Below are 26,031 nucleotides of genomic sequence, written 5' to 3' on the forward strand. Positions count from 1 at the left end.
ATAAGCCTGCTCCTTAGATTAGATTTAGAGTTTTTAGAGTCAACTCCCAAAACTCTAATCAATAGTTTACATGCAACAGCCAGAAATTTCGATACACCCTCTTATTGGACGCTTACGAATTAAAAGCGACAGGATATCTTGTTGTGGATAAGAAAAAACCTTGTAAAGAAGAGGGACGATCTAAGTTTGAGTACATTTATAATATTTACGAAACGCCGCAGGAAGTGCCAAACAATGATATTATTCAAGAGTCGCCTCAGCAAGGCATAGAAAACCTACCCCTAGAAACTCCAGGGGTAGAACATCACCCCCATAATAAAAGAACTGATATATCAACTACTGATAAATCAATTACTGATACATCTAAAGACTTTATTTTATCAAATAAAGAGACAAAGACTTTATCAAAGAATGATAAAGGTTCAAAGACTTCTGCTCCTAATAATATTAATATACTAGATATAAATAATATACTAGATATAAATAATATACCCTCACGGACAACTGAGCAGAAGGAAGCGTACCGCAAGCAAAAACAGAAAAATCGTTCTGAGAAGTACCGGGACGAAGATGTACCACAGATTTTGTACAATAAGTTTAATTCGCTGTATGGTGAACAGGAGAACATTCTGGAAGATCATGACATCTGTCTGGCCATGGCAGTTATCACTTATTACTTCAAGCAGTACCGGGAACACATGGGTGAACAGCATATAATGATTTCTGCCGAATACGCAGATCAGTTCATGGGTGTTATCATTGGCGATGATTCACCGCTTCTGAAAGCGGACGTGGAAGAAAAGGATGAGCTCCGGTTCTATCAGGACATGATAGACGAGTTTTTTAAATCAGACATTGGTCAGCGAAATGGAAAAGATTTTGACCGTCATATCTGGTTATTCTTCTCAGAGAGAAATCAAGACATTTTGTGTGAACGAGTAAAACAGAAATGGGAGGAGGAAGTTGAATGTCAGTAGACAGACCATTATTCATGCCAGGAGACATCGTAAAACATTTCAAGAGAGAAACAATCTGTGATCCGCAGAGCAATGATTATCTGTATGCCATCATTAGCGAAGCGACGCATACGGAGACTGGAGAACCACTGATGATTTATCAAGCCCTGTATGGCGAAAGGAAATTGTATGCCAGACCGCAAAAGATGTTCTACAGCCTGGTGGATAAAGAAAAATACCCGAATATTTTCCAGAAGTATCGATTTGAAAAATACAGAGGAACGATTTACATTGAATAAAACAGTTGAAAAAACGTCTGAAATACCGTAGGTGATAATTTCCTCACGCAAACGATTCAAATTGATTCAAGCCAAAAACATTACAGTAATTGATTACAAATTAAATATACAGGAGAAACGCATGGACTTTAAAACAAAATACTTTGCTATCTGGCAGGAAGTGTGGGGATTGCACAAGAAATACTGGCGGATTCCACTGGACGATTCCGGGCTGTGGGGACAATTCGCAGTTGAAGCAGAAGCCCTCAGAAGCAGATACGTGGGAACGCCGGAAGAACATTTTGTGGGAAAACTGATTCTTGCTGTGACAAATGAAGTAGAAAACGCTTCAAAAACACTTGAATGATAATTTCCTCACATGGCACATAAAAATGGATTCTAGGCGAAAATCCTAAATCAATTATCGTGATTCTCATTGTAGTTTCATGAGCGTAGATGTATAATTGAACTATCAATCCAAGGGAGGAAGAAGTAAGTCAATAACCCACGACTAAAGTCGCGGGCTTGCAAAAGCCCTTATTGACTAGCCTAAGTGTTTCGGGCACTACGTTAAGAGAGAATATATAGTTACCAAAGGGTGTTATACCTAGCCCTCTGCTCTAAGGTCGGGGCTAAACAGTTCTGATGGGTAGGAACAGTGCTGCCGATATAAAACCTCTCATTAACATAGGCGAAGGTATTTTACAGTCTGATATGTACTGGCTTACAGCATAAAACATATCACTATCAAAGAAAAGGAGTGCCTGTTATGGTATATGTACTTAATAAAGAAGGACAACCACTTATGCCGACAAACAGGCATGGTAAAGTAAGAAGGCTTTTAAAAACCAAAAAAGCCAAAGTCATTAAGCGTTGTCCGTTTACGATACAGTTGTTATATGATACGACAAATCATACTCAAAACATTACATTAGGTGTAGACGCAGGTTCTAAGCATATCGGATTGTCTGCAACTACAAAAAATAAAGTATTGTTCGAAGCCGATGTAGAGCTTCGCAATGATATAAGCAAACTGCTTGAAGCGAGATATACATTTCGTCGTTCAAGACGAAATCGAAAGACCCGTTGCAGAAAGAAACGATTTGACAATCGAGTATCCAGCAAGCACAAAGGCTGGCTGGCTCCAAGCATCGAGCATAAGATCCAGTCCCATTTTGCGATGGTTGAAAAAGTGCACAGGATATTACCTATTACGAAAATTGTAGTAGAAACAGCGTCGTTTGATACACAGCTGCTTAAAGCACAGCTGGAAGGCAAACCCATCCCGGAAGGAACAGACTACCAAAATGGCGAGCTTGCAGGCTGGAACATCAGAGAATATATCTTTCACCGGGACAACTATACCTGCCAATGGTGCAGAGGCAAATCGAAAGACCCGGTTCTTGTAACACACCATCATGCATACTGGAAAGGCGACCATACAAACAAGCCTTCAAGTCTTATTACGCTCTGCAATACCTGCAATGATAGCAAATATCACAAAAAGGAAGCTAACAGACTCTGGGGCTGGGAACCGAAGATAACAAACTCTTACAAGCATGCAGTTTTCATGGGTGTTACGAGATGGACGTTCTATAATCGGTTAAAGGAAATTTATCCAAATGTTTCTATGACTTATGGATATATTACGAAAAATACCCGTATAGAGAATAATCTGCCAAAAACTCATTATGTGGACGCAAGATGTATTAGTGGTCACCCAGAGGCTAAAAGCAATGGAGAATATTTTTACTACAAAAAGGTCAGATGCCATAACCGTCAGCTGCATAAAGCCAATACGTTAAAAGGAGGTATCCGAAAACGTAACCAAGCTGAATATACAGTCAAAGGATTCAGGCTCTTTGACAGAGTAGAATACCAGAATAACGAATATTTTATATTTGGCAGAAGGACCTCTGGTTTCTTTGACATTCGAACTTTGGATGGACAAAAGGTCAACAAAGGCTCTATCAGCTTTAAGAAATTGAAACTAAAAGAAACAAACAAAACTTATTTAATTGAAAGGAGGATGGCGGATACAGGAGTTAGCTTGGCTCCTCTCACGACTGAAGTCACGAGTCTCCGCCAAACAGGCTGATGAAAAGGTGGAAAAAGTTTTCAGTGATTTTGCTGGCAATGATTATGGCACTTGCCATGGCGGTTCCGGCATCGGCGGCAATGTTCCCGATAGACATAGGAACCACCGATGATGGCGATTACATCATAGGGAGAAATTTGACGGTGGTAAGTGGCTTCGAAGTAGACAGAAATATGTATATTAGTCCGGGCGGCTCGTACACATTTTACGGAGAACTGACAGTTCACGGAAACCTTTACGTTTTAGGCGATTTTTATAACCACGGAACAATTAACGTTGATGGTAATATCTTCTGCCTAAATTATTACCAAGGGGGATACTTGCTAGAACGTGCAACACAGGATGATGGAAACGGCAATATTCAGTATTTCGACAACGGAAATTTCCACAACTATGGAGATATATCATCGCCGCCATATGTGGATGCAAATTATGCATTCATAGAGATTCCTACAGTTTGGTACTGCACGCATTCTTCTGTTTCAAAAGCAACATGTACTAAACCAAAAAAATGCAAGGATTGCGGAAAAGTTTTAAGCGGAGCACTTGGACATAATTGGAGATCAGCTACTTGCACATCGGCAAAAAAATGTAGCCGTTGCGGTAAAACTGCTGGGAAAGCATTGGGACATAAATGGTCCAGATGGAAAAAAGCTAATAAAGCAACTGTATTCAAGAAAGCAACGCAAGCAAGAATTTGTTCAAGATGTAAAAGAAAACAGATTAGAAGTGTTGGAAGTAAGCTAAAACCAATACTTAAATTCAACCGTAGAAATGTAAATATGAATGCATATAGCTCCACAAACGTAAGGGTTACGCTGGCAAATGGAGATCGTATTAAATCTGCAAAACCGCAAAATAGATCCATGCTTACAGTGGGAATCACGAACAAACAGATCAATATTTACGGAAATGGAAAAGCAGGAAAGACTAAAATCTTGGTTACTCTTGCTAGCGGAAAGAAGGGCTATATAACAGTTACGATAAAGAAACCGGCGTATACGATAGAGGATCCGGGCGATTTGTTTGAATGAACATCATATGTAAAAATATGGAATCATATTACGTCAAAAAAGTATAATGAATAATCATAAAGCGTCTATCTTTGATAGGCGCTTTTTTCATGCGCAAAAATGAGGTGATTATTCAATGGCAGACGTTTTTATAAAAATTAATGGTGCAGCGATGCCTTGTCCGTCCTCTTTCACATGGGGACTTCAGGACTTATCAGCGCCAGAATCCGGGCGTACTGATGACACGATCATGCATAAGAATCGTATTGGACAGAAGAGAAAACTGGCAATCGGTTGGAACGCACCGGAATGGGAAAAAGCTTGCAAAATCGTGCAGGCGGTCAACCCAGAGTACATTTCTGTTGAATATCCCGATCTCTTGTCTGGAAACAAACACGAAGTCCGAACCTTTTATGTTGGCGACCGGTCCGCTCCTTTTAAATGCTGGTGGGTCGGGAATCAGCGGATGGAAGGATTGCAATTTGACTTGATCGAGAAATAGGAGGTGAGAGATTGAGAGATATTTCAGACAGATTTAAGAATGAACAAACTAACGATAACAGGAATTATTTAAAATACGCTGACATAACGCTGACGGATGGGACAGTTATCAATCTTACCAACGCTGAATTTTGGTCAAATGGTATGAAGTTCGAGGATTCCGTGTCTGACGACAACACGTTTAACATCGGGTCCGCAAATATCAATACTTTGAACCTATCAATCAATAACTTTGATGGAAAGTATACAGATTATGATTTTACGGATGCTACGGTGATCTGCTACGTAGGAATCGAACTTGAACCGGAAGATACCAGCGCATTGCTTGATACCACTGGTGATAAGATTCTGGATACGACCGGTAACGAAATCATAGTGCACAAAAATGCTCTGATAGAAAAAATCCGAATATGTACAATGACAGTCATAGATACTCCGTACCAGAATACTACGATTATCGAACTGGAATGCGAAGATAACATGCGGAAGTTCGACCGTGATTATTCTGCAAGTAAGCTGAAATATCCGGCGACAAGGAAACAAATCATACAGGATGCTTGCAAGGTGTGCGGAGTAACACTGGACACACTTAATTTCTATCAGGATTCTTACCAGATACCGGCAAGGCCTGATGATGAAACGCTGACCTTCAGACAAGTTATTGCATGGACATGCCAGATCGGATGCCAGTACGCCAGATGCGATAAATACGGCAGATTGACTATAAAATGGTATGACACGGAAATTACCGATGCGAACAGAGTAGCTATAAATTCCACGAATGGCTTTACCCCAAACTTGGACGATGTAGTGATAACCGGTGTGCAGGTAACAGAGTATCTGGAATCCACATCTACGGACGAAGAAGCAAGTTCGTATCTGTACGGAGAAGAAGGATACGTTCTGAAAATCAGTGGAAACAAACTGATTCCGCAAGGAACCGGAGAGGTTGTTGCAAACATAATCGGTGAAAAATGCGTCGGGATGTCTTTTCGACCGTTTGAAACAGAATGCTTGACTGATATAGTTCTTGAAGCCGGTGATGCTGTTCTGATTACCGACCGAAAAGGGAATAAGTATAAAAGCTATTTGACAAATGTCGTGCTGCAACCGGGGTCGTTTGAACAGATTTCCTGTAATGCTGAAAGTGCAGCCCGGAATAGTTCAAAGACCTATTCGCTTGTGACACAAGCAGCTGTCGATGCAAGAAAATCCGTTTGGAGAGAGCGAACCACCCGAGAGCAGGCATTGCAAGAGTTTAAAGACCGACTGGACAATTCCACCGGTGTTTACACTACAGTCCAGACTCAGCAGGATGGCAGCCAGATATTTTACTTACATGATAAACCCACACTTGCGGAATCAAAGGCTGTTTGGAAGATGACCGCAGAAGCATGGGGCGTTTCAACAGATGGCGGACAAACATGGAATGGCGGAATGACCGTTGATGGAGATACGATTGTAAGAATTTTGAACGCAGTTGGTGTTAATGCTGACTGGATTAATGCCGGAGCAATCACGGTAACAGATACCGATGGAAGCATCATCTTCTCTGTGGATATGGACACAAAATCCGTATATCTTGACGGAAGTGTTCAAATTGGTGGGGGAAAATCTCTTAATCAAACATTTGCAAACTATCTCCAAGAAAGTAAGGATTATTCAGACGGAAAACTATCTGATTACGCCGAAACGGTCACTGGCTCACTGGGAGATTTGCAAGACCAGATAGATGGCCAGATTGAAACATTCTACTACGATTATGAACCTACGCTTCAAAACAAACCTGCATCTAATTGGACAACAACAGAAGAACGGAAAAAGCATGAAGGAGATTTGTTTTTTTGGAAGCCGAACAAAGAAACTGGTGAAGGCGGATATGCTTACCGGTTCTTTTATGATTCGACCGTAGGTAAATGGGAATGGGTTCTTGTACAGGACACCGATATCACAAAAGCTCTTGCGGCGGCTCAAAACGCACAAGATACCGCGGACCATAAGCGCAGAGTGTTTGTGACAAAGCCGCAGCCACCTTACGATATCGGTGATTTGTGGTCACAGGGAGAAGATGAAGGCGGAGATATCCTTACCTGTACAGTTTCAAGAGCAAAGGGAGCATCTTATGTTCAGTCGGATTGGCAGAAACTGAATAAATATACGGATGACACAAAAGCAGAAGAGGCCCTTGAAGCGGCGTCCTTAGCCAGAAACATGACCATGCAGCTTGATAACGACTATCAGGGCATCCCGGTTGACAGCGACGGCAACTATACAGAGTTCCCGGAGTGCACCACAACGGCGACCGTCATGTACGGCACACAGGATATTACGGATAACTGTACGTATACGATTACGACATCCCAGAATATACAGGGAAGTTGGGACAAGGAAAACAAAACCTATACTGTCACCGGGCTGACCGCAGACAGCGGATGGGTGAACATCAAAGCCGCATATCTGAATAACCTTGTCGTATCGAAACAGTTTTCGCTTGCGAAACAGTACGCCGGCAAAGACGGAGCGAACGGCATCCCGGGAAAAGACGGTAAAGACGGAAAGACACAGTACACGCACCTTGCTTATGCAAACAGTGCGGATGGAAAGAAGGACTTTTCGGTATCTGATGGAAATCGTGAGTATATCGGCATGTACGTGGATTTCGTGGAAGCTGACAGCACTGACCCGGCGAAATACACTTGGTCACTGATTAAGGGAGCGGATGGTGCACAGGGTGTACCGGGAACACCAGGAGCGGACGGAAAGACACCGTACTTCCACATCGCTTACGCCAACAGTGCGGATGGAAAAACCGGATTTTCTGTGGATAACAGCGTTGATAAACTGTATATCGGGCAGTACACCGATTACACACCGAATGACAGCACTGACCCAACCAGGTACAGTTGGACAAAAATCAAAGGCGAGCAGGGAAATGCCGGAAGGACTTACTTCTTTCAGAGTAATGCAGATGTGTTACTGATGGGGGCAGATAAGAAGATAACACCGGCGCCGCTCATTGTAGATTCGTTTTACAGGGACGGCAACGGCGAGATTGCACAGTCGCAAAAAGGTTGGTGGAAACTTGAAAAATCCACCGACAACGGCGCTACATGGTCAGCGCTCACGGTATCGCAGACTGCGGCACTTGATCGGTTGAGTATTAATGTCAATAACCTGTCACTCAAGGCTCACAACATGCTCAAGGTTTCGCTGTACTTCGACCAGGCAAAGACGAAGCTTGCAGACTATCAGACGTTTCCCGTGGCGGTTGATGTGGCATCGCTGACACAAGAGCAGATAGTTGATATCCTATCAGACGGCGGAAAATTCAAGGGTCTGTATTATGGCAAGGATGAGAGCGAAAACACGACACTGTATATATCTTTCAATGCCATGAAAGGTGGCATTATCAGTCTTGGCGGCATGAATAACGGAAACGGTCAGCTGAAGATTTACGATGCTGACGGAAATCAGATATCGAGATTAGGATATACTGGATATGTCGTGCTTAACAAAAACACCGGAAACCCAATGGTATCTCTTAACACTGCCGGATTGCGACTGTATACGGACTACACAGATGCAGACAACTACAATGCGCTGATGCTTGGAAAATATGGACTGTATGCACAGAAAGTCCAAAACAAAGTGCTTGAACTTTGGATGGAAGGTGATACGAGCAAAAAATGGGAAGGCTACATTGTTCGCTATCTGAACAACAAAGTTCGAATAAATACGAACTCACTTTTTACGGACGGATGCGAACTTGGAGCAAACATTTTGACAAATGGAAGTCTCACTGTTGAGAGGGCCGCTGGATTGAAAGGCGGCGCTTATGTACAGGGAAGTTTCTCTTTCGAGGACTCGGAGCAAACCGATGAAAGAAGCCCTGTCAGAAGAAGACCTATAGCTACACTGGGAACTGTTGGAAAAAAGGTGGCGTTTATCGGATGCGGTCAAACACAGACTGGAGGTACCGACATTGGAACTAGCTATAAAAACTATATCGAAGTTAGAGGACAGTTTACTGGTGCTAAAAATTTTGTAACAAGTAAATTCTATTCCGGTTCAGCCCCGTCAGACATCCGCCTAAAAGAAAACATCGAAAACAGCGAAACAGGCGCCCTCGAAACGGTCAATCGCATGAAAGTCCGTCAGTTCGACTGGAAAGAGCGGATGGGCGGATGGCATCAAAACATCGGTTTCGTGGCAGACGAACTGGAAGAAATCGACCCGAACTTGGCTCTGGGCGGCGGATATGACGAAAACGGCGAGATGGATATTAAACAGATTAACAGTCCGTATCTTCTCAATTACGCCATTAAAGCCATACAGGAACTTAGCGCAAAGGTTGACGAGCAAGAAAAACGTATCAAGGAATTAGAAAGGAGATTACAGTAATGGGTAAATTTAATGAGTATTCACAGAAAGCAACACCAGAGGATGCGGATTCTTTAATGATTTACGATGCAGCGACAAAGGCAAACAAGCTTTCGCCGTTCAGTGGAATCTGGAACTGGATTGTTGAGAAGCTGACCAATGCGGTCATTAGCAACTTGCAGACGAGCAACAAGACGGTACTGGGGGCGATTAATGAATTAAATAGTAAAACTTTAAGCGCACTAAGACAAGTAGATGTTAATGTTGAAGATTAGAATAACATTGCTTCTCCTGGTATATACTCAGGAAATGGTTCTACATCCAAAAACACGCCGATTGAAGACACAATATGGATAAACGCTTTTGTAGTTCCATCTAACGGTAATTTAAAATATTTAACTGCGTATGCTATTACTGACAAAGGTATTTTTTTCAGGAATATGAACAATGGAAGATGGGAAGCATGGCTTCAGATAAAATAGCAACAACGCAATAAGTAAATATAAAGACTTCCCATTTTGTTGATTAAGAAACTTTGAAAATTTCATAAAAAGGAGTTGATAGAATTGGAATTTAAAGGAATTGACGTATCATCTAACCAAGGAAAACCGGACTGGGCGAAAGTAGCTAAATCCGGCATCAAATTCGCAATCTTGAGAATCCATCAGAGGTCCGGCATTGACGGCTCATTCGAGTACAACTACAAGGGGTGCAAGAACAACGGAATCCTTATCGGTGGGTATAAGTATTCATACGCTCTGACACCAGCTCAGGCTATTGACGAAGCGGAGGATGTGATTGCTGCACTGAATGGAAGAGGATTGGATTTCCCGGTGTTCTATGACCTCGAGTGGTCTAATCAACGAAAGCTCGGTAAACAGGCAGTCGAAAATATTGCCGTAGCATTTCTGACTAGAATGAAGAAAGCCGGTTATAAGGTCGGTATCTACTGCAATCTGGACTGGTATAATAACGTTTTGACTGATGCACTCAGAAAGTATGAGTGCTGGATTGCACGTTATCCAGCGGATGATAACGGCACTGTCCAGACAAGGCTGAAGCCATCGGTCGGAATCGGCTGGCAATATTCCAGCAAAGGAAAAGTATCCGGCATCAGCGGAAATGTTGATATGGACGTGTTCTACAAGGACTATAGAGGAACAACACAGAAAGGAGAAACAAAAATGGTAAAAATCAGTAACTGCGGACATGATGAGAACGGGAGATACGCAGGCGGGAAAGCAGGAGATCAGACCGGTACAGAATATCGGATCATGAACTGGTATAGCAGACCGTGGCTCTGTGTCCTGAGATTCAATGACGCCAAAATCGCAGCCATGATCGCAGACATGGCGACAAAAGCGGCGCAGAATAATCTCATTGGGTACGATCAGGGTACTGCCGGAAACAGTAATGACCGGTATTCATTCTGGCAGCACTTAAAGGCAAGTAACTATGATCCGGCGCAGATTACGGTAGCTTGTGAATCCGATTGCAGTGCGAGCACAGCTGCTATTGTCAAGGGGGCTGGGTATCGCTTAAATAACGCAAAGCTCAAGGCGGTCAGCATCTATCTGACAACACGAAACATGAGAGCCGCAATGAAAGCTGCCGGTGCGAAAGTACTGACGGATAGTAAGTATCTGACATCCGGTGACTATCTAAAGGCAGGAGATATCCTCTTGAATGATAACCACCACGTGGCTATCGCCGTTACCACCGGCGCAAAAGTAAGTACGCCTTCAACCACGCTCACCGGTACTTTCCAGACAAGACTTCCGATTCTGAGAAAGGGCAGTTCCGGTACAGCTGTGGCAATGCTTCAGGCGATGCTGGGAGTGGAAGTTGACGGACAGTTCGGGAATGACACATATGATTCCCTCAAAGTTTTCCAGAAAAATGTTGGTGTAAAGGCAAATGGAACTTGCGGCATTGATACCTGGAAGAGAGTGATTGAGCACATGAAAGCCAACACGAAATGATGTTCTGATTGATTTATCATTCAAAACAGGTTATACTACCAATAGTCGCACAGGGATTGAACTTATGATGCGTATAGTACCCTGTGTGGCTAGCACAAGTTAAGAGTGCAGCTTGTCAACGTAAGGCAGTCAAAGAAAGAGTTGGGCATAAAAACCCGACTCTTTTCTTATTCTTCGAGATATTCCTGATATATCTGTTCTATTTCTCTTTTTCGATTCTGGGATATTGAAACGATATCACCGGAAATCATCTTGATGTCAGATTTAATGTTTGCAATATAATCCATGTTTACGATATAGCTACGGTGGCACCGTACAAAACGCCGATCCAGAACTTTTTCTATCTCATGCAGACGCCGGTGAAAGCCATACTGATGCCTGTCCGTGCAATGGATGATGCACATTTGACCACGGCTTTCTATATATTCGATGTTACGGAAGAAAACCCTGTGGAAATCACCCTTGAATTTTACAGTAAGCATCCGTTCTTTCAATCTTCCGAGCGTAGTATCAATTACGGAAAACATCCTTCCATCTTCATGCCCTTTGATAACATACTGTGTTGCTCGAACATCAAAAGCATCACGCATGTAGCCGGCATGAGCTGTCCAGAACATCAGGCTTCCGGAATAACCAGAGCCACGCAATTTATATGCTACATCAACACCACTTTCACCATCTTTTAAAATGATGTCCAACACGATCAAGTCAAACCATTCACCGTCTTTCACATCGTCCACAAGAGGGACACCAGAAGTGTATTCTGAAATCTGATACGAACGGTCGCCCTTTTTCTTCAAAAATGACTCAGCCTTAGCTTTGAAATAATCAATATGAAGCTGGTTATCGTCAAGTATCGCAATTCGCATTTATATCACACCCTTTTTTATTATGTGAAAACCCACTATTTATTCAATTTACCAATTTTTACGGTGAAATGTTGTATAATTTACAATGTAGATAGTATTTATACAGATATTATACTACAGCAGTTTAATACTGTAAATGGGCTGAATTGCCGGAAATTTATCAAAGCTGCTCTCCTGTGTTAATAAAAGTGCTTAAAAATCCGGCAGTCAGTCCATAAATAAAAGATATGAGAAAATTATATTTTACTTCTGATATGATATTAAATCTGTAGTATATTCACCTTCATATTCAGCCAACGGTCTGATTGTTAATGCGAAATCTACTTTTGATATTTCAGAAATCTCGTTCATTGAAAGGAAATCGTCAGTTGGAGTTAAGGTTATAATTGTTTTACAATTATTCAGCAAATATTTGTTGCACAGTTCATAATTCACATCGGAAGTTGTAAAGTCATTATAAGTTTCAGAAACTACATCGTAAACAAAATATTGACCAGTTGTATTCGTGATGCAAAACGTGAAACTGTTCTCTTTTGATGATACAAAATCAACGCTAATACCATCTTTATCATATATGTTTTGAACGTTGCTTAACACAGGTGAAGATGTTTCCGTGGCTCCAGTTACATCAACATGCACCTGACCACTATCGAAAGCTTTAAAGCTTTTTGAATTATCATAAGCCCACAGCAAAATATCGAAGCTGCTCAATTCATCCATTTGATAATCTTTATAAAAATTGGTTTTTTCCCAAGCGCTGGTAAGTTCTATAGTAGAATTTGCTTTTTTACCTGGTGCAACATCGGCAGAATTAAGACCATATTGGTCACCACCAGCCATGATGCCGTTTATGGCATATGCGTAAGGTGCAATACCTAAATTCAGATCAGAATTGTTTTCGATATACAAACCAATGGTTCCTTTTGATGGCGACTCTGTTAAGCCTTTTGTTTCGACGTGTACTCCGTTTTCATCATATAAAACAAAGTCTTCTGCAAACGTCGAGATAGAAGTGGATGAAACCAAAATACTTGTGACACCAAGTGCCGCTAATAATTTTAAATGCTTTTTCATAGTAAATCCTCCTTAGTAAAATTTGTATATATTATATCATTTAAAGCACAAGTAGTATAGTGAAATATAATAAAATTCGAGGTGTTATCATTGAAAACATTCAAACAAATTCTAGCCATTATCGGAACTATATTATACGTCAATTACATCATCAGTTCACCGGTATGCGTAGAAGAATATACAAACAGAGGTACTAGCATTTGTTCCGAACAACATATGCACAGACAACCAACAGTCAAAAGAAATGTCACGAAACAGATGCAGCATATTCCTATGTTTGTATTTTATTTTGCTCCAAAGAGGAATGATTTTACTTTTGCTATCACGAATAATTTCTATGCGATTGTAAATATTCCGGTATACCATTGGCAATTACCTCGTGGAAATATCATTTCATCCCACTTATTCCGTTTTATTAGGATATAATGCAAACATAAGTTCGTGGTATGCTATCTGCTAATCGAACATATACTTTAATGTAGGCAGTAGTTTGCAAACAGGGAGGACTATTTTATGGACTATAAGAAAGAGATTATAAAAATGATAGATGGAATTGAAAGTCAAAAGATTTTACGTTATATTTATATTATCGTAGCTGATATTTACAATGATTTACGGAGGTAGGACATATGGACAAAGATTTATTATATTCCGAAGAAGAGCAAAAGAAAATAATCGCAAAGATGGAAGACCCATCAAACAAAGCAGGTCTTCCATCAGCAGCACTTATGTATGTAATCATTGATATGCTTGGTGCACAAGCGAACATGATTCAATCGTTGCAAGAATCTATTCAGCGGTTGGAATCAAAAATCCGATAGGTTTTTTGGGACGGTCATTTTCTTTTGGAACAGATGTAAGCAAAAAATTCAGTTGATTAATGTGTTGAATAAGCGTTGACATATTCCCGTCAACATATCCCTTAAAGATCATAAGTACGGACTTCTCGTATCCTATTTCAGTGACGTGCATAGTAACTGATTGACCGAAATTGGTAAGCAGAAGTCCTACTTCATGTTCAGAATCAAGCTTCGATTCAAATTCTTTGATGTATTTGCAGAGAATTTCAAATTGCGTATCTGAATATGAATACGCCAAGGGAATCGGCTCGATATCGCCAATTTGTTTCATAGCAGTTTCGTAAATGGTTTTAGTATCTAACATAACGCACCTCACTCACTTAAAAGATTAATTAATTCAATAACGTGTTTCTTTTTGGCATCGGACAGCCCGAAGTATTTCTTTAACGCATCGGACAGTTCGGTGTCTTTTCTTATTTGCGCAGTCAAATGTGCAGATTCATCGGAAAAATCTTGTTCCGGCTCTTTCCCTGTCATCAGATAATCTACGGATACGTGGAAGAAATCTGCGATTTTTTGGAGCTTATCTTGCTTTGGAGTATACTTCCCTTTTTTCCAACTGGTTAATGTAGCAGTAGAAATTTCAGTTCCTCTGGAAACCTGACTGGGAGTTACTTCTCTTTCTTTACATAATCGTTCAAAGTTCTCGTAATACATGGATTTTCTCCTTTGTGAAAAGAACTAAGAAATCTTAATTTAATTATTGACATACTAAGAAAACTGTGCTATTCTTTAGAAGAACTAAGAAACCTTAGAAATATCGCAGTAAAAAATTAAGAAATCTATATAATTGTTTGTTGGTAGCTTCATTATATAAGAAATCTTAGTTACTGTCAAAAAAGGAGTGAGAACTTGTTTAACTATATGGTTTTCGAAAAACTTTGCAAGGATGCAGGAGAAACTACTTATCAGGTTTGCAAAGATACGGGGATTAAATCTTCTACAATCGCTAATTGGAAAAAACATTCAGAAACAAATGGCAAAAATGGATATGTTCCAAAAGCGGATAAGATTCTGTTAATCGCAAATCATTTTAATGTTTCTTTGGAAAAATTTATAGAGCCATAGAAAGGAGACTAATGGGCGAATTAATACCGATTAATTACGATGGCGAACAGCCTACAGTGTCAGCAAGAGAATTACATAAGGGACTGGAAATTAAAAGCAAATATGCAGATTGGTTTAAAAACATGTCAGCGTACGGATTTACTGAAAATATCGACTATTTTACGGTTTCTAAAAATTTAGAAAACGGTGGAAGAACGATAGAACATGAGATTTCTGTAGACATGGCAAAGCAGATCTGTATGATCCAGCGTTCCGAAAAAGGAAAGCAGTATCGCCAGTATTTCTTAGATCTGGAAAAAGCCTGGAACACGCCGGAACAGGTATTTGCCAGAGCGTTGAAGATGGCAGACCAGACTATTGCGAAGTTGAAAGATACAAATAAGTCTCTTACGGAGAAAATCGAAGCAGACAGACCGAAAACAATTTTCGCAGATGCTGTATCTGCAAGCCACACGTCAATTCTTATTGGTGACTTGGCGAAACTTATTTGCCAGAACGGATACCAGATAGGACAGAAACGACTATTCCAATGGATGAGAGATAATGGCTATTTGATGGTTTCTGGAAGTTCACGAAATATGCCGAAGCAGAAATACGTTGAGCAGGGATTATTTGAAATCAAAGAATCCAATGTTCAGAATCCAGATGGTTTAGTCAGAATCACACGCACGACAAAAGTCAGCGGAAAAGGGCAGTTGTATTTCGTGAATAAGTTTCTGGGACAGGAAATTGAAAAGACATACGGTGATTGAAAAAGGAGAAACAATGGCATTTAAAGATGTTTCCAATTATTCAAACGAGGAAATCTGCGAGATGATTTACAACTTAAACAATTGGAATTGGGACGAAAGAGTAGGAGAAAAGCCAGATGGATTCGACCGGATGCCATGGTACAACATTCACTGGTGGCACAGGCTGATAAAAAGAAAAACGAAGGACGATTACATACAGCCTGCTATGAGATATTTGCAAAAGAGGGTAACAATGAAAGAATTTTATTTCTATGCAAATGTAACTCACAGCAAGCGCATGACATCAGAGCAGTTTGAGAAATGGTGGAAAAAAGAAAAAAACTTTTTATGGTTCGCTTTCCCTCATTGCTTCCAAAAGGGCAACGAAAGCTATGAGCGTTGTAATCACATTGATGATGCAAATGCTCAGAGCAGTTTCTTATGAGAAAGAGAGAAGATTAAATGGATTTGTACGATGTAGCACTTTTCTTTTCTATTGCAGCAATTATTTTAAATATAATCACTTTTTTCTTAAATCGAAAGTGATCAAAGAAGATTAATTGCAAAGGAGTGAATTTTATGAGTAAAAAAAAGAAAAAGAAAAAGGCTTCCAAGATGGTACGAACATCAAAGAAACCTGTTTCCTTATCATGCTTGATTAAGAAGAAACCTATTTGCCAGATGGATATTTTTCGTTGAATGCTTCTAGCACAGATTCATAAGCATCTAAAGAAACAATCAGGAGGTAAAAATCAGATGATTAAATGCGAAAAAGGAAACGTATCAATCAACGGTGCGGGAAATGAAGTTATCCATGATCTTTCGGAAATCATATCTCGTACCTACAGTTCCTTTTCAAAAGCGTTCGGAGAGGAAAAAACAAAACAGATGATTTTTAAGGCGGTAAACGCCGGGATGGGAGCGGACAAATGACAAAAGCAGAGAAATTTAACATTTATGCTGATACCTTATACGGAATGTGCCGGAAAGCACAGGACACAGTTCCAAAAGCGTGTGTGAGTTTTGAATGTAGGGTTTTCAGCAGAAAAAAATTAGGAAGGTATCGCACGATATACGTCGGCATCACAACGGCTGAAGGAAGCAGAAAATATTACGATGTGTGCGAAGCGTTACGTGATATGGAGGAAAGCTTTGAATCCGTAAAGGCAATACTGAACAACCTGTTACTTGATGCTCCGTGCCCATACTGTGAAAAGGAGGAAGAAGATTGATGGCTGTAGAAAAAGAAAGCTCCGTGGATTTTGTCCCGGAGACCATTGAAGAAGAATATGCCATGATGGCAGGCAGATTGAAAGCTGTTGAAGCTTATCTTGATGCTTCAGATAGCGATTACGTAGACAAAAACGTTCTGGCTGCCATGTTAGGCATTTAAGTTGTAAGAAGCCCCGGCGGTGCAGGAACACCAACCGGAGCACGTATCTAACTTAGCTTGAGTAAGTTAAATACAGGTTGATTATATCACACCTTCCTGTATTTGACAAATAAAAACACAGGAGGGCATTTTTAATGTCTAAAATCACTAAGGAAACTGGCAAAACACTTGCTTCTGAGATCATCGAAGACCTTGAGAAGGAAGCAAGGAACAAAGATCTGGTAATCATTGCTCTGCTGACTACAGTGCTGGCAATGAGATTGCTGGGGAAAGGAAAATAATGAGAACTTATTTAGAAGGGCTTGCAGTGTTCGGAGTTTCTGGCCTGGCAATCGTGTTCTTTGCCGTATGCTGGGCTGTGACTGATTTGGATGCACTCACAATTCTGGCGTTGGATTATATCTTAATGAGTACAGTCGGGCTGGCAGTGATGCTTAAAATCAATGACTTCGTACACGACATTAAAAGGAAGGAAAAAGAAAGCAAAAATGCAAGATTTAAACAAAGCAACACTGACCGGATTTGTAACTGATCCGGCAGAAGTCAAATTTAAGCCAAGGAAGGGCAAAAGCTTTCTGGTCGTCAGAAGTGACCGCTTCAGTGGAACACCGGACGATATCATCGTGGAAATCCCGAACAGACTTAAAGGTACATTTCGGGAATGGAATTGGATAAAGGTTTCGGGAAGAATCCGTTCCAAATGGGTCAGAGCGGACCACCAAGAGAAAAAGTATATGTATCTGGAAGCATATGATGTCAGCACGGAAGGGACGCTTCTTGTGAATACGGTAGAAATGACTGCAAACATTTGCAAGAAGCCGGTGCTGAGAAAAACGCCATTAGGAAAGACAATCTGCGAAGTTTGCGTGGCAATTAATGGATACAAGCGGTCAGAATACATCTCCTGTATTTGTTGGAGAGATCTGGCGGTGAAAGCTTCTGAATGGAAAGTGGGTACAAAAGTTAGATTAAAGGGACGTATGCAAAGCCGTGATTATTGGAAAAAGCAGCCAGATGGTTCTTATGTTAGAAAAACAGCATACGAAGTTTCAATAATGGAGATGGAGGAAATCAAAGATGAAAAAGGTAACTTTGAAAAAACTGAGCGTTGAAAACTATAAGAAATTTGAAGCAAGAGAATTTGATTTCGCAGGAAGAACAGAAGTTTCCGGAAGAAACAGACAGGGTAAAACTTCTCTGATGGACGCATATTTTGATGTCCTGACCGGAAAACTGGCAGATGGAACACTTCCGAACAATATCCGCCGGAAGGTTGACGGTGAAGAAGTTAATGATCCAGTGGTGAGAGAACTGGTTATTGACGTTGACGGAACGGAATATGTTGTCCAGAAAAAGACCAAGAAAGGAAAATCATCAAATACGGTTGAATATTACGTCAACGGAATTAAGCGGAACAAAACCGAGTATATGGAGATTCTTAAAAGGATTGCCGATCCTGATACGATTGCCATGTGCAGCAACGCCAGAGTGTTTTTGAATGAGATCCAGAAAGCAACAGCAAAAGCAAGGGAAACACTGGGGGGAATAGCTGGATTCAGTGAATCACAGTTCAGAGCAGAGCATCCGGAATATGAATGGATAAAGAACGAAGGTGTGGAAGGAGATTCTATCGAAGAAATCTTAAAAGCCCGCAGAAGAGACCTGAGAAAAGCCAAGTCAGATGTTGATGATATTGCAAAGCAGATCAGAAAAGAGCAGGGCCGACAGGTTGAATGCGATGAAACACTTCCGGCACAGAGGGACGACCTTCTTGATCTGCTGAAAGAAAACGAGAAGCAGGAAAAAGCACTCTGCGATGCTTCAAGGGAATACGACCGGATTTCTATTGAACTGGCAGGACTGAAGCGTTCACGTGACGCACTGGTTGAGAAAGCTGGTAAAACAGCCAGAGAAAAACACGACAGAATAACTTCCTTATTATATACGCTGAAATCCGACAAGAAAAATGCCGAGAACAAATTAAGACTTGCTGAAATGGATCTGGAACACGCTAACAAAGGAATTGAACGCCACAAAGCAGCACTGGCACAGGCTAAAAAGAAATATACGGAAGCATTAAAAGAGAAGTGGGACGGCGATACCGAACTTACTGCAATCCGTGGAGAAGAATTTGACCCGGCATTAGCTATTTGTCCGACATGCGGACAGACGCTTCCAGAAGAACAGGTGGAAACTGCGAAACGCAAGTTTGAGTTTAATAAGCAGTCCAGGATATCCAAAAAATTAGGAGAGAAAGAACAGTTTGAGAAAAATAAACGCACCAAACTGGAGCAGATCGCTGAGGACGGCAACGAAGCTTCCGAGGGATTGAAAACGGCGAATAAAACTAAGAAAGAAGCAGAAACAGTTATCGAAGCTACTAAGAAAGAAATCACATCTCTGGCGCTTGAAATCGCAGAAACAGAGAAGGAAGCAGAGAAACCGATTCCAGAACCGGATATGTCTGGCGATGAAGAATACAAGGCAGTTTGCGGCAAAATCTCAGCACTGGAAGAAAGTCTCAATGGCATCGGAAACGGCGAAAATGACAGGATTTTATTAAGCAACAACCGTCATTCTCTGGAAGCAAAACTCAGAGATGTTGAAGCAAAGATTAAGACTCAGACCGCAAGGCTTGAGGAAAAAGCCAACAACCTTGAAGCATTACAGGAAGAACAGAAGAAGCTTTCACAGAAGCAGGCGAACATTCAGCAGAAAGTAGATCAGCTGACGGAGTATTCCATTGAGAAGAACAAGGCACTGGCAACAGTGATTAATCCGCACTTCAAACACTTCCAGTTCCAGTTCCTTGACTACACGCAGGATGGAGAACCGATGGAAATTTGCCGGATGATTTGCAATGGTATTGATTATGCAAACGGCCTGAACCATAGCGACCGGATCCTTTGCGACATTGACCTTGTGATGGGATTACAGGAGATGAACGACTTACGGCTTCCGGTTTGGGTTGACGACACCGAAAGCATAAATTCGGACAGGATTCCAAGATTAGATACACAGATGATTCTGTTGAAGGTTTCAGATGGGGAATTAAGTGTGAAAAATATTTAAAAATAATTCGAACAGATTCGCAAAGGAAGAGCTTCGATAGGAGTAGCGGTGGAATAGAAGCGCATTGATGAGATCGCAAAGGAATAGCAAGTCAAGGAAAAGCAATACAATGGCGTAGAAAAGCAAGGAAATCATTAGAAAAGAAAAGGAGAATTAAAATGGCAAACAAAACGCAGGTAGCAACAGTAGGAGAACAGCAGGCAGCAGTTGTGATTAACAATCAGTTTATTGACGGATTGACAAAACAGCTTGAAGAAAAATGTAAATATGGTCTTTCTTTTCCAAAAGACTACAATCTCAGCAATGCACTTATGGGAGCGTATCTGGTGCTCAAGGAAACAAAAGATAGAAATAATAAGCCGATTTTGGAATCTTGTAGTCAGATTAGCATTGCAAACAGTCTTATGAATATGGCGACACTAGGGCTTTCAGTGCAGAAAAAACAGGGATATTTCGTTAGTTATGCCGGTCAGTGCCAGTTCCAGAGATCATATTTCGGAAACATTACGATTGCCAGAAGATACGGAATGAAAGACATTCACGCAGAGATTATCTACCAGGGAGATAAATTCAAATATCATATTGAAGATGGAAATAAGGTTCTGGATTCTCACGAACAGGATTTTATGAACATTGATAATGAAAAAATCCTTGGAGCATACGCAGTTGTGCTGATGGAAGATGGAACAAAACATCTGGAAGTAATGAACATCAAACAGATTAAACAATCTTGGTCACAGGGCTTCGGATACAAGGAAAATGGGAATGGTACACACCAGAAATTCACTGATCAGATGGCGAAGAAAACTGTTGTCAATCGTGCTTTAAAGCAGATCATCAACACTCATGGTGATGTTTTTGTACAGGAAGCGGACGATGATACAGAAACAGTTTCAAGAGATGACGCTTTTGCAACTGATGTTGCATATGAAATCGAGCAGAACGCTAACACTGAAGAATTTATCCCAGAGCCAATGGCGATCGAAGAACAGCCGAAGCATCCGACGGTCGCAGATGTTGTCCAGACAGCAGAGAAAGAACCGGTCCCGGCAGCAGGTAAAGAACCAGAGATTCCAGATTTTATGAAGCAGGAGGAAATTTAAGCAATTAAATATATTATCAAACGTGAGTAAATATACTCAAAGATACTTAAAATCCATAGTATTAGTTGGTAACTTAAAACCACTGAAATCATAGGAAAGAAAATCCAGTGCAAGTTGAAACAGTCTTGCTAACTATAGGGTAGAACCTTGATGGTAATGATTGAGTAATGGTAGAAGTCCATGAAAACCAAATGGCAAAAAAACAAAATTTTAGAAAGGAAAAGCTATTTAGATGAACCTATATCTAATCAATAAAAAAGAATTTATAGGTATGTACCGATGGCTTAGTCGGGAATTTACGACTGTGGAGTGTACAAGAACTTGTGAGTAGTGTGTCACTTGCGACCACCAAAGCATACACGATGAAGCAGTAACTACAAATTGTGAGATTGTAGCGAATCATCTAGCATATACATTTGTATATGTTTTTAGTAGCAGGAAATGTGATATGAGTTTACATGATGTATTTACAGCATTATGCGTGATTGCTTATATCGTCTTCGTTGCACTTGCAGTATACGCCATTAAGAAGAAAAACACTTTACCGATGCTGGTTGCGCTGGTAATTTCAAACTTCTTCGACTTAATGGTTTCACTTACAGCAAAATAAGGAGGTGCTAAAAATGAGCAATAGTGAAATTTTAAAGAAAGCAAAGGAACTGGTTGAACTTCTGGAAAAACAGGAAAAATCTGGCAAGGTGGGATTATTCGAACTGAAGCCGGGAGATATCTTTCAGACTACCGGAAAGCGAAAATACAAAGTTCTGGAACAGTACACAGAGCATACCAAGATCATTTCACTCGGATTTGTGAAAGAGAATGTGAAATTCGATGATGATACAACTGACTATAACAAATCATCCTTGAAAAAACTCTGTGATACTGAAATTCTGAAAGATTTTGAAGAAGAGTTCGGAGAAGAAAGCATCGAAACTGATGTGGCAGATCTGATTACTGTGGATGGTCAGAAGATCGGAGAAGTGAAATGCAAAGTTCGACCACTGACGTTTGATGAAGCGCGTAAATACACAGAACTGACGCCAAATGATGAATTGGATGATTCCTATTGGACTTGCTCCGCATGGAGCACAGTGGAAAGAGGATGGAAATATGCGCTTGTCGTTGTTGCGCCTTCTGGCAGCGTCTGCAGCGTTGACTACTACAGCGGTATCGGTGTTCGCCCAGTTTGTATCTTAAAATCTAATCTCTTTGTATCTAAAGTGGAGGAATGAAAATGAAGAAAAATTTGAAATATTTTGAAAATGAATTAAACCGGATCAACAAAGAATTTGCTGAATATAAAAAGCAGCATATGAAAAAACCGGAAATTGGTAAAGCGGTAGAAATCGCCGGAATGGAATGGATGATTTTGGACAAGACAGAAAAAGGATATTTTGCCGTTTTGAATGGATTTGATGGAAAAGAAAGAGTATTTGATTCGGATTCAAATAACTGGATTTCAAGTAAACTTCGAGAAGAATTAAACACTAAATTCTTGAAAAAGATTGTGGACGAATTAGGAGAAGATGCAGTCATCGAATTTGATCGTGATTTACTTTCTCTGGACGGGCAGACAGAATACGGACATTGCAAAGATAAGATTTCACTTTTAACTGTGGATGAGTACCGGAAATATCGTAAATTACTGCCGAACATGCCGAAATGGTGGTGGTTGATTACGCCATGGAGTACACCAGTAAATGATTACAATTCAACGCTTGCCGTTGTTGCGCCTTCTGGCGACTTCATCAGCGGTGGCTACGGCAGCAGTCTCGTTGTTCGCCCAGTTTGTATCTTTTCTTCTTCAATCTTTGAATTGGAAAGTGATGATTAATGGCAAATGAAGATTTAAAGGTAATAACAAAAGCTAAGCAGCTTGCAAAGCATACATTAATAGTTACGAGTAATGCCAGGCGATATCCGAAGAAATACAGATTTTCACTTGTAGATAAAATGCAAAATAAAGCATTAGAAATCTACGAACTGCTTTTTGAAGCCAACCGAACTGATCTGAAAGATTATAAAAGAGAACGATTAGAGCTTCAAACAAAAGCCATTACTCATTGTGATGAGTTGATGTACTTTATAGAACTTTCATATGAATTAGGAATTATCAACTCCGGTGGAATGGAGTCATGGTCACAAATGGTCAAAGATATAAAGTACATGACTATTTCATGGAGAACAAAAGACAGAAACAGGTAACAACTTGGGTTATGCGTTGCAATACCGTTGTTTCGCCTTCTGGCGGCATCGGCGGCGATTACTACAACGACAGTGTCGGTGTTCGCCCAACCTGGATCACAGGCAGACAGAGTAAGCGCAAAGCTGAAATCAGTAAAGATACAAGTAAATGCATAACCTTTCCGGAATGGATAAATATAAAGGAACAAAAACAATGGATAAAGAAATTGTTGCAAATTTTGAGAATTTATATCGTTCTTACAAGAAGGTTAAAAGCGGTAAAAAATTTAACTCAGGCACTGCAAGGTTTTCTAATTTATCTCTTGAAGGCATTCACCTTCTAAAAGAACAGTTGGAAAGCCAAACGTATACCATAAATCCATATAATAAATTTCAAATCCATGAGCCAAAAGAACGGATAATAGAATCATGTGCATTTAAGGATAAAGTAGTGCAGCGATGCTTTTCTGATTATATTCTGACGCCGAAGCTTGAAAAAATTCTGATTAAATGGAATACCGCTGGACAGCGGGGAAAAGGACAGCATATGGCGATGGACGGATTAAAGGAACAAATGCTTGATTTCTACAAAAGGAATGGAATTAATGGCTGGATTGTAAAATGTGATATTCATAAATACTTTTACAGCATAGACCATGAAATAATGAAAGATGTACTGGACTACTATTTTGATGATAATTTTACAATCTGGCTGAACCATTTATTTATTGATAGTACAAGCAATCCAGGACTGCCATTAGGAAACCAGGTCAACCAGAAATATGCATTACTGCTACTTCATTCGTTGGATCAGATGATAACGATTGAGTTTGGAAAACCATATTATGGACGATACAATGATGATTTTTATGTGTTGTGCAAAACAAAAGACATCGCCAGAGAAATTCTTGAAGCAATTCAAATGATGGTTAAAAGCCTCGGATTGGAATTGAACCCAAAATCGCAAATTGTACCGTTCCGAATGGGACTGTGTTATCTTGGATTCCACCATTACGTGACTGATGAGGGAAAATATATCAGAAAATTACGTGGTGACAGAAAAAGAAATACTCAGAAAAAGGTTCGTAGATGGGTTCGTGCAGTAAACGAAGAAAAGATGCCAGTGAAAAAATTTAACGAAAAATATGGAGCATGTAGGAATCATATGCTTCATGGAAACTGTATTAAATTATGCCACAGTATGGATTTGGAAATTGAAAGGAGAATGAAATGAGATTAATTAGTCAGACGGGAGATATTGATATCCCATACGAAACAACATCATTAAGCAGAACTGAAAACATCATAAGGGCATACGTGTCGATGGATGGCGAAATAGGAATGCTTATGGCTGTTTACTCAACAGAAGAACAGGCGAAAGAGGCAATGAGTATGCTTATGTATGCACATATTTCAAACAAGCCAATATTCATTCTTCCAAAAGAAGGAAAAACAAAATTGGAATCGACTTTTTTGGGAAGATACGAATTAAAACTTCTTAGAGAAAATCTTCCGAATGTAATGGATTTAAAAAATGAAAATGGAGACTACGTTCTTCCGCGAAAAATAAGAGATAGCATCAAAGAAATTGCCGCAGCTTTAAATGTATCGGGATTATAAAATAATAGGTATTAATTTTATAGAAATAAAAGGAGGTGATTCCAGTGTTCATGCGAGTAATTTCAACAGGAAGTGCCAAAGGAAACTGCTACGCTTTGCAGTCAAGCACAGGCGAGATTGTTCTTCTTGACTGCGGATGCAAGTATAAGAAAATCCTCAGAGGGATTGACTACCAGATAAGCAACGTTTCCGGTGTGTTTCTTTCACATGAACACGGTTAAGGCGATCACACCGAAGCCGTTCATGAAATCATGAATGCCGGAATCACGGTCTATACCGGAGCAGAAACAATCAGTGACTTAGGCATAACGGACGGAACTATGAAAGCTGTTGCTGAAAAGAAATACTTCAAAATCGGCTCGTTCAGCGCAGTTCCGTTCAGCCTGCCGCATACATCTGCAAATGAAGAACCGTGCCCGAACTTCGGGTATCTAGTGGAACATGAGGAAATGGGAAAGCTTCTTTACCTGACAGACTTTGAGCATTGCCGGTACAAATTCAAATCAATGGAACTTAATCACTTGGTTATTGGTTGTAATTACTGCGAGGAACTGATAGACAGAAACAACCCGAAGTGGAAGCACCAGATCACAGGACATTGTTCTCTGTCAACTTGTAAGCAATTCATTAAGGAAAATCTCACAGAATCGCTCAAAACGATAACACTGGTACATTTGAGCGGTGATGCTTCGGATGCTGAAAAAATGCTTAAAGAAGTCAAAGAAGTTGCTGGGGATGATGTTCTGGTTCAGATTGGACGAGCTGGACTGGAAGTTGATTTGAACTTGTTTCCATTTTGAAAGGAGAAGGGAATATGGAAATGACAGATTGTAGCAAATGCAGATTCCG

Annotated in this window: 33 protein-coding genes; 29 read left to right on the forward strand and 4 right to left on the reverse strand. The window is 40.4% G+C overall.

Annotated features, from left to right (window positions below):
* Positions 1-143: 143 nt before the first annotated feature.
* From DMI82_RS12275 to DMI82_RS12315, 9 genes are all read left to right on the forward strand, one after another.
* Complete coding sequence (locus DMI82_RS12275) at positions 144-977, forward strand: hypothetical protein (protein ID WP_110103468.1); 834 nt, start codon at positions 144-146, stop codon at positions 975-977.
* Entirely contained in the window at positions 968-1,255 is a 288-nt protein-coding gene (locus DMI82_RS12280; RefSeq protein ID WP_110103469.1) for a DUF1653 domain-containing protein, read from the forward strand. Before DMI82_RS12275 ends, DMI82_RS12280 begins: the two co-directional genes overlap by 10 nt.
* A 121-nt stretch (positions 1,256-1,376) precedes the next feature.
* Positions 1,377-1,601: a hypothetical protein gene (locus DMI82_RS12285; protein ID WP_110103470.1), complete on the forward strand. Its 225-nt coding sequence runs from the start codon at positions 1,377-1,379 to the stop codon at positions 1,599-1,601.
* 402 nt (positions 1,602-2,003) lie between these two features.
* On the forward strand, positions 2,004-3,332 hold the full coding sequence (gene iscB / locus DMI82_RS12290) for an RNA-guided endonuclease IscB (RefSeq protein WP_110103471.1): 1,329 nt from the start codon (positions 2,004-2,006) through the stop codon (positions 3,330-3,332).
* A gap of 44 nt (positions 3,333-3,376) precedes the next feature.
* Positions 3,377-4,366, forward strand: coding sequence for a hypothetical protein (locus DMI82_RS12295; RefSeq protein WP_146207157.1), 990 nt, complete (start codon positions 3,377-3,379; stop codon positions 4,364-4,366).
* A 115-nt stretch (positions 4,367-4,481) separates the two neighbouring features.
* Positions 4,482-4,847 carry a hypothetical protein gene (locus DMI82_RS12300; protein WP_110103473.1) on the forward strand — a complete coding sequence of 122 codons (366 nt, stop codon included), beginning with the start codon at positions 4,482-4,484 and terminating at the stop codon, positions 4,845-4,847.
* A gap of 11 nt (positions 4,848-4,858) precedes the next feature.
* Positions 4,859-9,247, forward strand: a complete 4,389-nt coding sequence (locus DMI82_RS12305) for a tail fiber domain-containing protein (protein WP_110103474.1) — start codon at positions 4,859-4,861, stop codon at positions 9,245-9,247.
* Entirely contained in the window at positions 9,247-9,501 is a 255-nt protein-coding gene (locus DMI82_RS12310; protein ID WP_110103475.1) for a hypothetical protein, read from the forward strand. The genes DMI82_RS12305 and DMI82_RS12310 overlap by 1 nt, the downstream gene beginning before the upstream one ends.
* A gap of 291 nt (positions 9,502-9,792) precedes the next feature.
* A complete protein-coding gene (locus DMI82_RS12315; protein WP_158526462.1) occupies positions 9,793-11,208 on the forward strand; it encodes a GH25 family lysozyme in 1,416 nt (471 codons plus the stop codon).
* Between the two features lie 167 nt (positions 11,209-11,375).
* On the opposite strand, the gene DMI82_RS12320 is transcribed toward DMI82_RS12315, so the two are convergent.
* Together DMI82_RS12320 and DMI82_RS12325 are read right to left on the reverse strand one after the other, a co-directional pair.
* On the reverse strand, positions 11,376-12,077 hold the full coding sequence (locus tag DMI82_RS12320) for a LytR/AlgR family response regulator transcription factor (protein WP_110103477.1): 702 nt from the start codon (positions 12,075-12,077) through the stop codon (positions 11,376-11,378).
* Positions 12,078-12,320: 243 nt separating this feature from the next.
* A complete protein-coding gene (locus DMI82_RS12325; RefSeq protein WP_110103478.1) occupies positions 12,321-13,151 on the reverse strand; it encodes a hypothetical protein in 831 nt (276 codons plus the stop codon).
* A gap of 629 nt (positions 13,152-13,780) precedes the next feature.
* On the opposite strand from DMI82_RS12325, the gene DMI82_RS12330 reads away from it, so the two are divergent.
* On the forward strand, positions 13,781-13,972 hold the full coding sequence (locus DMI82_RS12330) for a hypothetical protein (RefSeq protein ID WP_110103479.1): 192 nt from the start codon (positions 13,781-13,783) through the stop codon (positions 13,970-13,972).
* Here DMI82_RS12330 and DMI82_RS12335 read toward each other — a convergent pair.
* Entirely contained in the window at positions 13,941-14,315 is a 375-nt protein-coding gene (locus DMI82_RS12335; protein ID WP_110103480.1) for a DUF6173 family protein, read from the reverse strand. The genes DMI82_RS12330 and DMI82_RS12335 overlap by 32 nt on opposite strands.
* An 8-nt stretch (positions 14,316-14,323) precedes the next feature.
* On the reverse strand, positions 14,324-14,668 hold the full coding sequence (locus tag DMI82_RS12340) for a helix-turn-helix domain-containing protein (protein ID WP_110103481.1): 345 nt from the start codon (positions 14,666-14,668) through the stop codon (positions 14,324-14,326).
* A gap of 195 nt (positions 14,669-14,863) precedes the next feature.
* On the opposite strand from DMI82_RS12340, the gene DMI82_RS12345 reads away from it, so the two are divergent.
* The 19 genes from DMI82_RS12345 (at position 14,864) to DMI82_RS12405 (ending at position 25,982) form a co-directional block, all read left to right on the forward strand.
* Positions 14,864-15,079, forward strand: coding sequence for a helix-turn-helix domain-containing protein (locus DMI82_RS12345; RefSeq protein WP_199579970.1), 216 nt, complete (start codon positions 14,864-14,866; stop codon positions 15,077-15,079).
* Between the two features lie 11 nt (positions 15,080-15,090).
* The gene (locus tag DMI82_RS12350) at positions 15,091-15,831 is read left to right on the forward strand and encodes a phage antirepressor KilAC domain-containing protein (RefSeq protein ID WP_110103482.1); all 741 of its coding nucleotides are present in this window, start codon (positions 15,091-15,093) and stop codon (positions 15,829-15,831) included.
* A 13-nt stretch (positions 15,832-15,844) separates the two neighbouring features.
* Positions 15,845-16,255, forward strand: a complete 411-nt coding sequence (locus DMI82_RS12355; protein ID WP_110103483.1) for a hypothetical protein — start codon at positions 15,845-15,847, stop codon at positions 16,253-16,255.
* Between the two features lie 311 nt (positions 16,256-16,566).
* Positions 16,567-16,743 carry a hypothetical protein gene (locus DMI82_RS19800; RefSeq protein ID WP_158526463.1) on the forward strand — a complete coding sequence of 59 codons (177 nt, stop codon included), beginning with the start codon at positions 16,567-16,569 and terminating at the stop codon, positions 16,741-16,743.
* Complete coding sequence (locus tag DMI82_RS12360) at positions 16,740-17,042, forward strand: hypothetical protein (RefSeq protein ID WP_110103484.1); 303 nt, start codon at positions 16,740-16,742, stop codon at positions 17,040-17,042. Before DMI82_RS19800 ends, DMI82_RS12360 begins: the two co-directional genes overlap by 4 nt.
* Positions 17,042-17,203 carry a hypothetical protein gene (locus DMI82_RS19805; protein WP_158526464.1) on the forward strand — a complete coding sequence of 54 codons (162 nt, stop codon included), beginning with the start codon at positions 17,042-17,044 and terminating at the stop codon, positions 17,201-17,203. The genes DMI82_RS12360 and DMI82_RS19805 overlap by 1 nt, the downstream gene beginning before the upstream one ends.
* Positions 17,204-17,337: 134 nt before the next feature.
* Positions 17,338-17,484, forward strand: a complete 147-nt coding sequence (locus DMI82_RS19810) for a hypothetical protein (protein ID WP_158526465.1) — start codon at positions 17,338-17,340, stop codon at positions 17,482-17,484.
* On the forward strand, positions 17,484-17,735 hold the full coding sequence (locus tag DMI82_RS19815) for a hypothetical protein (protein ID WP_158526466.1): 252 nt from the start codon (positions 17,484-17,486) through the stop codon (positions 17,733-17,735). The genes DMI82_RS19810 and DMI82_RS19815 overlap by 1 nt, the downstream gene beginning before the upstream one ends.
* Entirely contained in the window at positions 17,692-18,315 is a 624-nt protein-coding gene (locus tag DMI82_RS12365) for a single-stranded DNA-binding protein (protein ID WP_158526467.1), read from the forward strand. The genes DMI82_RS19815 and DMI82_RS12365 overlap by 44 nt, the downstream gene beginning before the upstream one ends.
* Positions 18,281-20,275 (forward strand): hypothetical protein, encoded by a 1,995-nt coding sequence (locus DMI82_RS12370; protein ID WP_110103486.1) that lies wholly within the window; start codon positions 18,281-18,283, stop codon positions 20,273-20,275. The genes DMI82_RS12365 and DMI82_RS12370 overlap by 35 nt, the downstream gene beginning before the upstream one ends.
* Before the next feature lie 158 nt (positions 20,276-20,433).
* On the forward strand, positions 20,434-21,378 hold the full coding sequence (locus tag DMI82_RS12375; protein WP_110103487.1) for a recombinase RecT: 945 nt from the start codon (positions 20,434-20,436) through the stop codon (positions 21,376-21,378).
* A 448-nt stretch (positions 21,379-21,826) separates the two neighbouring features.
* Positions 21,827-21,988: a hypothetical protein gene (locus DMI82_RS19820; RefSeq protein WP_158526468.1), complete on the forward strand. Its 162-nt coding sequence runs from the start codon at positions 21,827-21,829 to the stop codon at positions 21,986-21,988.
* Positions 21,989-22,001: 13 nt separating this feature from the next.
* A complete protein-coding gene (locus DMI82_RS12380) occupies positions 22,002-22,610 on the forward strand; it encodes a DUF6273 domain-containing protein (RefSeq protein WP_110103488.1) in 609 nt (202 codons plus the stop codon).
* 2 nt (positions 22,611-22,612) lie between these two features.
* Positions 22,613-23,212: a hypothetical protein gene (locus DMI82_RS12385; protein WP_110103489.1), complete on the forward strand. Its 600-nt coding sequence runs from the start codon at positions 22,613-22,615 to the stop codon at positions 23,210-23,212.
* Complete coding sequence (locus DMI82_RS12390; RefSeq protein WP_110103490.1) at positions 23,212-23,583, forward strand: four helix bundle protein; 372 nt, start codon at positions 23,212-23,214, stop codon at positions 23,581-23,583. The genes DMI82_RS12385 and DMI82_RS12390 overlap by 1 nt, the downstream gene beginning before the upstream one ends.
* Before the next feature lie 193 nt (positions 23,584-23,776).
* Positions 23,777-24,796 carry a reverse transcriptase domain-containing protein gene (locus DMI82_RS12395; RefSeq protein WP_110103548.1) on the forward strand — a complete coding sequence of 340 codons (1,020 nt, stop codon included), beginning with the start codon at positions 23,777-23,779 and terminating at the stop codon, positions 24,794-24,796.
* A complete protein-coding gene (locus tag DMI82_RS12400) occupies positions 24,793-25,182 on the forward strand; it encodes a hypothetical protein (protein ID WP_110103491.1) in 390 nt (129 codons plus the stop codon). The genes DMI82_RS12395 and DMI82_RS12400 overlap by 4 nt, the downstream gene beginning before the upstream one ends.
* A gap of 50 nt (positions 25,183-25,232) precedes the next feature.
* On the forward strand, positions 25,233-25,403 hold the full coding sequence (locus tag DMI82_RS19825; protein WP_158526469.1) for an MBL fold metallo-hydrolase: 171 nt from the start codon (positions 25,233-25,235) through the stop codon (positions 25,401-25,403).
* Positions 25,404-25,433: 30 nt separating this feature from the next.
* Positions 25,434-25,982, forward strand: coding sequence for a hypothetical protein (locus tag DMI82_RS12405; protein WP_110103492.1), 549 nt, complete (start codon positions 25,434-25,436; stop codon positions 25,980-25,982).
* The last annotated feature ends 49 nt before the right edge of the window (positions 25,983-26,031 follow it).

It is taken from the genome of Blautia sp. BCRC 81119 (assembly GCF_003184505.1).
In the GTDB taxonomy this organism is placed as follows: Bacteria; Bacillota; Clostridia; order Lachnospirales; family Lachnospiraceae; genus Blautia_A; species Blautia_A fusiformis.